We start from the raw sequence: 9144 nt of genomic DNA on the forward strand, positions 1-9144 counted from the left end.
AGTGCTTTCTGTGAAAAATGTTTCACTTTATCTTAGGATTTGCTGAAGTTGATGGGTTTTTTAATCGGAATCTCTGGTGAGCGATGGCTCAGTTGGAAAAATTGGAGGCCAAGTTGGAATATTTGGGCTCCAAGTTGGAAAAATCGTGAGCCAAGTTGGAATTTTGCAATTCCAAGTTGGAATAGAGAGAATATGGAAAAGTTTTGGAGTTCAGGACTAGGAAAGTGTCATAAACAAGAATGTGGCTAAGGCAAGCCGTGCAATCTATCATGCACATTTTGGGTTTACACTTTATCGACTAGGATTTCCGCCATTGATAGTAATTTATAAAGAACGCGCAAAAAGGCCGAAATTGCATCTTCGGCCGCTTATTTTTCTGAGAAGTAAGTGACTATTCTCTCGTCCACCAAAGCGCCTGGACACGCTTGAATTTGTGGATTTTTGTCGTTTCGATTAGACAACAAATTATTCTGATGACTTGTGAAAAATGGTATAATACACTCAACTAGACTCACTGGAGGATCATTAAAAATGCCTGATTGGTCATACCATGTATTATTTAAACCTATATCAAAACGGCTTCCTCCTACTGTTTCAAGAGAGTTTATCCACGGGGGGATGACAAGAATCGCATCTCTACCCGGTGGTGGCCGCTTCATCAACTTTTTGGGACGAGAAGAATCATCGGTTTTATTGCAAAGAGAGATTCAAGAAATTACATATTCTAATCCGGTTGGACTATCTGGTAAAATAGATCCTTTATTAACAGGTTCGAAAGCATTTTCTAATCTAGGATTCGGTTTTATAGAAGTCGGTCCGGTAACGAAAAATAGAGTCACTGATGCTTCCGCTCCTACTATTAACTATAATATGCAAATGATCGAGTTCTCTCCTGTCTATGAATCCATTGGAATTGATCACACGCTTGAACAGCTTAAAAAATGGAAACCAAAGCAACCGATTTTGATTAGGTTAGTGGGAACAGTCGATGAGCAAGTTGACATGATGGAGAAGTTGGAATTGTACGCAGATGCTTTTGTTGTACAATCTACAAGCTTTGAGAGGCTTCATCACACATCGAATAAACCCATTTATCTGGCGTTACCTGTCAATCAACTAGAAGGAATCCCTATAGATAAAATTCAAAGGTATTTTTCTGGTGTTGTTCTGGATGAACAAATAGAGCAATCATCTGAAAAAAATCTAACAAAATTAGTAGATGGTATTCAGTTTTTAAGAACTCATAATTTTCAACATCCAATTCTAACTGTGGGTGGGATTAACGAACCCGCTGATGCTTTGGCGTTACTAGGTGCGGGTGCGACTTTAGTATTGTTATCAGGTGGCTATGTTTTGTCAGGACCCGGGCTCACCAAAAGAATTTACGAAGCACTACTTAGGGAAATACAACCTGAATACTCTACAAATACAACCTGGATTTGGTATTGGCTATTTGGTTTGATGATTTTAATTGGTGGTTTTTTAGCACTCCTTTTTAGCTTAACCTCCGTCATTCTGCCTTATGATGAGCACTTTCTTGGAATGGAAAGAGAAGACATACTGTTATTTAATGAGCGGATTTTATTTTTTATGGCACATGACCGAATGACACTCGCGGGTACCATGATTTCTGGTGGGATTGTTTATATGTCTTTAGCTAGATACGGGGTACGGAATGGCTTACTTTGGGCAAAACAAGCGATTGACCTGCCTGCCGTCATTGGCTTTTTGGGGATTTTTCTGTTCATTGGTTATGGATATTTTGATTGGCTACACCTCATCTTTTGGCTGATACTTTTACCTGTTTATCTAGTTGGCTACTTAAAAACGAGACATTTGAATGGAACCCCTTCGTCATTTAATACAAGGAATCATTCCATTTGGAAACGTAGTTTATTTGGTCAACTGGCATTTGTTGCGCTTGGGTTCTCGTTTATTCTTGGGGGAATCACTATTTCATTTGTAGGTGTTACGAAGATCTTTGTGCCAACTGATTTACTGTATATATGTATGTCTCCTGAAATGCTTGATGCGTTTAATGAAAGGCTTTTATCTGTTATCGCGCATGATCGTGCTGGTTTTGGGAGTGCTTTATTGAGTGTTGGCTTTTTAGTTCTTACTTTGTCATTGTGGGGATTCCAACAAGGGAATAAATGGGTATGGTGGACGCTATTTATCGGTGGCCTCCCAGCTTTCGCAGCGGCAATTTCGATTCACCTGTTGATTGGTTATACCTCGTTTATTCATTTACTACCTGCATATTTTGCTGTAAGTCTATTTATTATTGGCCTGATTACTACGTATCGATTTTTCCATTTGAGAATAGTTGACTTGTGAAATTCGGATTTGTAACCTATTTCACCTTTCTAGATGAAAATAAATGGGAATTTGTGCTAATATAATAGTGTTATAAAATATTGGGGGGATTATCTTATGGACATGATGGGGATGGCTGTTTTCGGAGTTTTTAATATGCTAATATATCTAGGGCTTATCGTATTTGGTATTTATGTTGTAATCACAATCATAAATTTAATGAAACAAAGAAATGATTATCTAAGGGATATTCGTGACGAATTAACTAAAAGTAATAATAAGGGTTAAAAAACCGCCATTGGCGGTTTTTTTTGAAACATAAGAAACCACCATGATATAAAATTGAAGTGCCAAGAGCCCAATGTTCATGGTGTTTTTAGTATACGGAGATTAACATTTAAAAAATCGTCCTATGATAAGTGAGTTCTTTCATTTTACAAAATAGAACGATTTTTTTATATTTACTTTTAAAACTATATTGTTATCACTGTTGATTTTTAAAAGGAGAATGATTGTAGTGGAAGGCGGCGACTCCTGCGGGAAAAGCGAGACAGACGAGACCCCGCAGGAAGCGCAAGCGGACGAGGAGGCTCGTCTGTCTCGCCCGCGGAAAGCGTCCGCTTGAAACGGAAATCACTAGATTTAAATAGAAGGCTATCTTGTTCTTCAGGTTATAGTATACAACCCTTTATGTTAACTCCACCTCTAATAAAGTCTGTACGAAAAGACCGAAATTGTATCTTCGGTCGCTTACTTTTGAAAAAGTTTGTGTCGATTCTCTCGTCCACCCAAACCAACATACACTATAAAATTATGCACAAAAAAACACCTCCCTTTTTTATTTCAGGTAGGTGTTTCAATTTATATTCAGTTCCATGGTTATCCTCCAACGGTTAGTTTATTAGACGGTTAAATAGACTTTCATCGCGTTTTAAGAGTGCGTAGTCAATCATGCGGCTTCGATTGGCTTTTTCAAGTAACGTAATGAATTGGCTAGCCTCCTCTTTTACATCTTTAGCAGGCTCGTTTTCATTCCCTTCGTCGTGTTGTAGAATCGTTTGTAAGTGTATATGAATATCTGAGACTAGCAATAATTGATAGAGAGGCAGGCGGATAAATCGGTTGCCTTTTTGAAAGACAAAGACTTCTGATAAATTTTCGACTTGGTAGGTATTTATATTAACAATAATTTCTTTTCCTTCTACCGGAATAAAGTGAAATAGTTCGTCATCTTTTTTAATAGAAAAGTATTGGTATGCAAAAACCAGTTTCATCTTTTGACCCTCTAATTTTGAGTAGAATGGTTTCATAAGTTGGACATGTAACATGGTTATCCCTCCCTTTTTAACGGAAAATTCTGTTTACTAGTATTATATCACACTACCTCTATATTCGTGCGGGTTTATTTAACGAAAAAACTGCCCTATAACAGGCAGTTATGATGTTTATTTCTTCTTTTTTTTATATGTAAAAAAGGCAATTGAGTGTTCATGATACTGAATAAAAAATCCACGGAGTATGAATTGCATGAGTAATGCTGTCTCTTCTCCGGGTGCTTCTTGACAAGTAAAGGAGCATTTATTGTTTAAGAAATCAATTTGCATATTTTCAATTTGTAAACAGTTAAATGTCATGCGTTTTATAACTGCAATACCATTATTATTCGACATAATGACTGCTGATCTTCGTTGTCCACTTGGTGTAACGTAAAGTAGAAATTCTTGGCCATTTTTATTTATTCTGGCACTTTGATTTAACCCAGGTAAAAAAACTTCATAGGATGGGCAAAGAGATCAACCTTTCTAGTATCCCTAAAATGACTTAAATTTGGTGTTTATTCCACTAATTGGTCTACATGTTTCATTTTACTAAATTTTGTTAATTTCCGAAATACTATATATCAATTATGAAACACCCTTTTATAAATAGAATATTTATCGTCATAAGGTGCTGGTTATGTATAAAATACCTGCATCTAAGGTGGTGTTGATTTTGCAATTGCATGAATTAATTGTAGAGTATCGTAGACTGTCTCAACTTAAGCAAAAAGAAGCAGCGAAACTCCTTAATATTTCAGCAAGTACGTTATCTCGTTATGAAACTAATCCTGAGAGCATCTCTTTACCCGTATTTCGCGCTATGAGTAAACTCTATCAAATTCCAAGAGATATAAGTAATGAGGTTATTTATAATTCGTCGACTGTATCTCGAAAGAGAGTGTTGCGTGTACAAGAACCTGTCGATAATTATGGGGAGAAATTTATTGACGAAGTCTATCATGCATATAAATCAGACCCTGTTTTTTATCGATTATTTCAAGAATTCTATAGTAAACCCTCGCAAGATAAAGAAAAATTTAAAGAATTTTTGTTTGCCTTTTTTAATATAAAGTCTTAATTCTTTCCTTTCACTTACGGTTTTCAGTAAAAACCCGTATAATGAAAGGAAAGTTTTTTTTTGGAGATGTTACTGTTGAGTCATTCATTATTTAATATTGCTGTGCGTTACCAATCCCACATCCAACTATGGATGGATCGGATTTCTGAAGACTTGCATCCTTCGTTAAAAGAAGATGAAGACCTAGTTCGACGTGCCTCATTTTTCGTTCGTAATGGTTCAGTTCGTGTTGTGAATTATGATCCATACAAGCATTCGTTAGAGGCAAAAGTACATGATGTAAGTCCCGTTACCGTCACCATTTTTTTAGTTGACAAGGAAGTTACATGTTCTTGTCCTGAAAATCGTGTATGCCGGCATTGTTTAGCCTTGATTTTTAGTTTATATATGCAAAAGTTTTCTCTATCAGAATGGCTCCAAGAATGGCGTCTGAAAAAATCACAGCAACTTTCAGTACTCGCTAATGAACGTACACCTGAAAGTTGGAATACAATTGTCCAATCAACTTTTAATGCCGTTTCGGATGATTGGTCTTGGAAAGAACGCTATTATATCGACAACTCAATTAATCAAATGAAACAAAAAATCAAGAAGTTCACACCATTTGAACGGGAATGGCAACCTCTTTACGATATTTATACACGAACAATGTTAATACGTCTGTTGTTTGAAGTAGGCGAAGAATTGGACGTAAATATGTTCCGCGCTACTATTCAATCGGATATTGAAGATATGCAACATCAGTTGTTGAACCTTTCTAATAAACCGCGCTTATTTGCGGCGGATCCTTTTTATGATGCACTTGTTTTGCATGTCCGTCATATCGTCTATGATATTGCAGGCATGTTTGACCTTCGTTTCAATTTGCTACATGCATTTTGGGTAATTTTGTTGACAGAAAAAAGTCATCGTGAGCGGGAATATAATTTCTTACTTGAAATGAAGAGTGTTGATAATGACTTATTCAGAGCCTTATTCTGTGTATTGCTTAAGAAGCCGCTTGAACTGCAAGTCATTGTTGACCAAGTTGATGCTAAAAACATGCCAGAATGGATGCACTTAGCAAAACTTGCGAAAGAACAAGATGATTTGACTTCGTTAAATATCATATTACTTGCAATCCGTCCTCATATATTTGAGTATGTGAATAGTCATTTGTCTGCTTGGAATCGCTCGGTGTTTGTATCAAAATTATATGAGTTGTATAAATTTATCGATATGCCCGACACTGAACGGGAACAGCTTTTTTGGCAGTTCGGTTCATTTGGGTTGCGTGCCTATTCGGATTTCTTAATAGACCAAAATCGATTTAAGGACTGGGTTGCCCTACATCACCGTTTTGGGTCAACACTTGATTATGCAGAGTCTTGTGGTATGAAGACTGTATTACAAGAAGCACCTGAAACCACCTTACCGTTCTATCACGTCCTTGCGCTTAATGAAGTGCGTGAGCGCAATCGACATAACTATAAGCAAGCCGTTCGCATTTGGAAAAAAATGAAGATAGCTGCTAAAAAAAGCGGGAAAACCGACTATTGGAATAATTATGTAGGCGAAATTAAAACAAAATATCGACGCTTACGTGCTCTCCAAGAAGAGATACAGAAAGGAAACTTGCCGTTATGACTTCCCGTGTATCGCCTTTTATGAAGAATTTGATTCTTTCATTTGAACAAAAAGAAGATGGCTTTATGACAGTCCATGCCTATAATGACGAAGGAATACAGTTATTTACTGAACAGTGGATTTCGTTTATTTCCTTTCAGCATGAACAGTCCTTTTACGGTATGCACCACGATGAAGAAACTCTTTTTTCAGCATTAGAGTTAGTGGAGCTCTTTTCTCATTCAAATAAACATCCATATGTACATGTAAGTGGGCAAACGCCTGAAGATGAGTCTAAAATTTCGACAATTCAACAAGCAGCTCGTTTATGGAGTTCCCCAACACTATGGGACGAAATCACATTAGAAGATGGTTTACTCGTATCAGAGTCTCAAGACTTACCTTCTAATCAATTAGAGACACTTACATCGGCAATAAAACAAAAGCTTTATGGTGCTGGTTTAACACTTGCGGATATTCCTAAACTTTTGCCTTTCTTCAAACAGGGAGGATGGCCTTTGCAAGAACAAAATAGCCAAGCGGAGGTTAACGTGGCACTCCGTCTAAGCGAACCTGAATCTTTTTCAGATGACTGGATGGTTGAAACTGTTTTGCGCGGAAAGAGAAGTTCTGTTCACTGGACACCTCCTTTTCGGAAGAAACAATTTTCTATTGCTGATGCCCTACCTGAAAAGTGGAAAATCTATGCTCCCGAAGTGTACGAAACTCAGTCCAACATGATTGATATGATGGACATTGAAGCAGATGATAATCGTTTTTTATCAAAGACATTAAGCGATTTGGAAGTTCGCCACTTCCTGCGTGACGATGCAGCGAGATTACAGGCACTTGGCTTCGAGGTTATTTTACCTTCCTGGTTAAAAGCTGTTAAAGAATCAAAACTTCGTGTCAAATCAAACGCAAATACGACAACGTTTAAAACGACAGCTGGTTTGAATGAGATCTTGACGTTTGATTGGAACTTCTCCTTAAATGGCCAAGCAATATCAGAAGATCAATTTAAACAAATGGTCGAAGAAAATCGTGAATACATTCGTGCTGGGAATGAATGGTTCCGCATTGATTCGAACTGGATGCATGAAATCCGTCAATTAATGGAGCAAACCGATAATGAAAACTGGACAGTGAAAGAATTACTGTTCCGCGAGTTGCCTGATGTACTGTTACAAGGTGAAAATAGCGATGCTGAAGAAGACGACCCTTTATTCCAATTCGAAATGAATCAATCCCTGAAGAATTATTTGAGTCAGCTACAAGATAAAGATGGTTTACCTACGACGCTTGTCTCTAAGCAGTTGTTAACTGAATTGCGCCCTTATCAACAGCAAGGCTTTGATTGGCTTGTATTCATGCGTGAGCAGGGCTTTGGCGTCTGTTTAGCTGATGATATGGGTCTTGGTAAAACGGTTCAGTTGATTGCTTATTTATTACATGTTCATCGCACCAACAAAACTGATAAACCATCCTTCATTATTTGTCCAACATCGGTGTTAGGAAACTGGCAAAAAGAGCTGATCCGTTTTGCACCTGATTTACATGTCCATGTACATTACGGACAGACACGTTCTAAAGATGAATCTTTGTCAACCCAATTAAGTTCCATTAAACCTGATGTTGTGTTAACTACGTTTGGTACGGCTTCTCAAGATGCAGATGCTTTAAGCGAAATCGAATGGTCCAGTGTGACACTTGATGAAGCTCAAAACATTAAAAATATGCATACGAAACAAAGCCGCGCGATTCGCAAGTTAAAAGGGGAACATCATTTAGCACTAACAGGAACACCTGTTGAAAACCGTTTGTCCGAATTATGGGCAATTTTCGACTTCATTTATAAAGGGTATTTAGGGAGTTTCGGGAAGTTCCAAGAAAATTTTATTGCACCAATTGAGCGGGATGAATCAGAAAATCATAAGCAGAAACTTCGTATGAAGATTCGTCCGTTTCTATTGAGGCGTACTAAACAAGACCCTGAATTACTATTAAACCTTCCAGATAAACTAGAGCAACGAGAGTATTGTCCGTTAACAACTGAACAAGCGGCTCTTTATGAAAGCTTGATTCAAGAAACGCTGTTCAAAGTTGAAACATTAACGGGCTTTGAGAAAAAAGGACTTATTTTAAAAATGTTAACCAAGCTGAAGCAATTGTGTAATCACCCAGCCCTATATTTAAAAGAGGGGTTTGGTGAAGCGGAGAAAATGATGGAACGCTCTGAAAAGTTAGCAAGCATTGTGACACTTGCAGCTGATATTGCCGCTCGTGGTGAGCAATGTCTTATTTTCACTCAGTACATTGGTATGGGCCGCTTGTTGCAACATTGTTTAAGTGAGTTACACGATATTGACCCGCCATTTTTATCTGGGAGTATGCCAAAAGGCCAGCGAGACAATCTAGTTGAAGCCTTCCAAGAAAAACAATTCCCTGTGTTTATTTTGTCATTGAAAGCAGGCGGTACAGGACTTAACCTAACAGCTGCGAACCATGTATTGCATGCAGATCGTTGGTGGAATCCTGCAGTTGAGAACCAGGCAACAGACCGGGCATATCGCATTGGACAAACGCGTTTTGTGCATGTTCATAAATTCGTGACAATCGGTACAATCGAAGAGAAAATCGATAAATTGCTTTCTGATAAACAAGCACTGTCAGAAGACTTGATCCAATCGAGTAAATGGATTACTGAAATGGCTGATGATGATCTCAAAGAACTACTAACTTTAGGCTAAATAATTGTGTGTCTGTCGGATTGTCGACAGGCACTTTTTAGTGAGCTAAGAAACTATGATACCGCTGATTTGCGCT

General features: G+C 37.7%; 7 protein-coding genes. 5 read left to right on the forward strand and 2 right to left on the reverse strand.

Translation table 11 applies throughout. The features are described from left to right. The first annotated feature begins 531 nt into the window (after nt 1-531). Complete coding sequence (locus B371_RS0103855; RefSeq protein ID WP_019412986.1) at nt 532-2337, forward strand: hypothetical protein; 1806 nt, start codon at nt 532-534, stop codon at nt 2335-2337. Between the two features lie 96 nt (nt 2338-2433). Next, nucleotides 2434-2604, forward strand: a complete 171-nt coding sequence (locus B371_RS23345; protein ID WP_019412987.1) for a hypothetical protein — start codon at nt 2434-2436, stop codon at nt 2602-2604. A gap of 605 nt (nt 2605-3209) precedes the next feature. On the opposite strand, the gene B371_RS0103870 is transcribed toward B371_RS23345, so the two are convergent. Together B371_RS0103870 and B371_RS0103875 are read right to left on the reverse strand one after the other, a co-directional pair. Next, nucleotides 3210-3644 carry a hypothetical protein gene (locus B371_RS0103870; RefSeq protein ID WP_019412989.1) on the reverse strand — a complete coding sequence of 145 codons (435 nt, stop codon included), beginning with the start codon at nt 3642-3644 and terminating at the stop codon, nt 3210-3212. A 117-nt stretch (nt 3645-3761) separates the two neighbouring features. Next, nucleotides 3762-3986, reverse strand: coding sequence for a hypothetical protein (locus tag B371_RS0103875; protein ID WP_019412990.1), 225 nt, complete (start codon nt 3984-3986; stop codon nt 3762-3764). 322 nt (nt 3987-4308) lie between these two features. On the opposite strand from B371_RS0103875, the gene B371_RS21235 reads away from it, so the two are divergent. From B371_RS21235 to B371_RS0103890, 3 genes are all read left to right on the forward strand, one after another. Beyond that, entirely contained in the window at nt 4309-4713 is a 405-nt protein-coding gene (locus B371_RS21235; protein ID WP_019412991.1) for a helix-turn-helix domain-containing protein, read from the forward strand. Between the two features lie 66 nt (nt 4714-4779). After that, nucleotides 4780-6339: an SWIM zinc finger family protein gene (locus tag B371_RS0103885; RefSeq protein ID WP_237721499.1), complete on the forward strand. Its 1560-nt coding sequence runs from the start codon at nt 4780-4782 to the stop codon at nt 6337-6339. Continuing rightward, complete coding sequence (locus B371_RS0103890) at nt 6336-9068, forward strand: DEAD/DEAH box helicase (protein WP_019412993.1); 2733 nt, start codon at nt 6336-6338, stop codon at nt 9066-9068. Before B371_RS0103885 ends, B371_RS0103890 begins: the two co-directional genes overlap by 4 nt. Nucleotides 9069-9144: the final 76 nt, after the last annotated feature.

The sequence above is a fragment of the Paenisporosarcina sp. TG20 genome, from assembly GCF_000286315.1.
In the GTDB taxonomy this organism is placed as follows: domain Bacteria; phylum Bacillota; class Bacilli; order Bacillales_A; family Planococcaceae; genus Paenisporosarcina.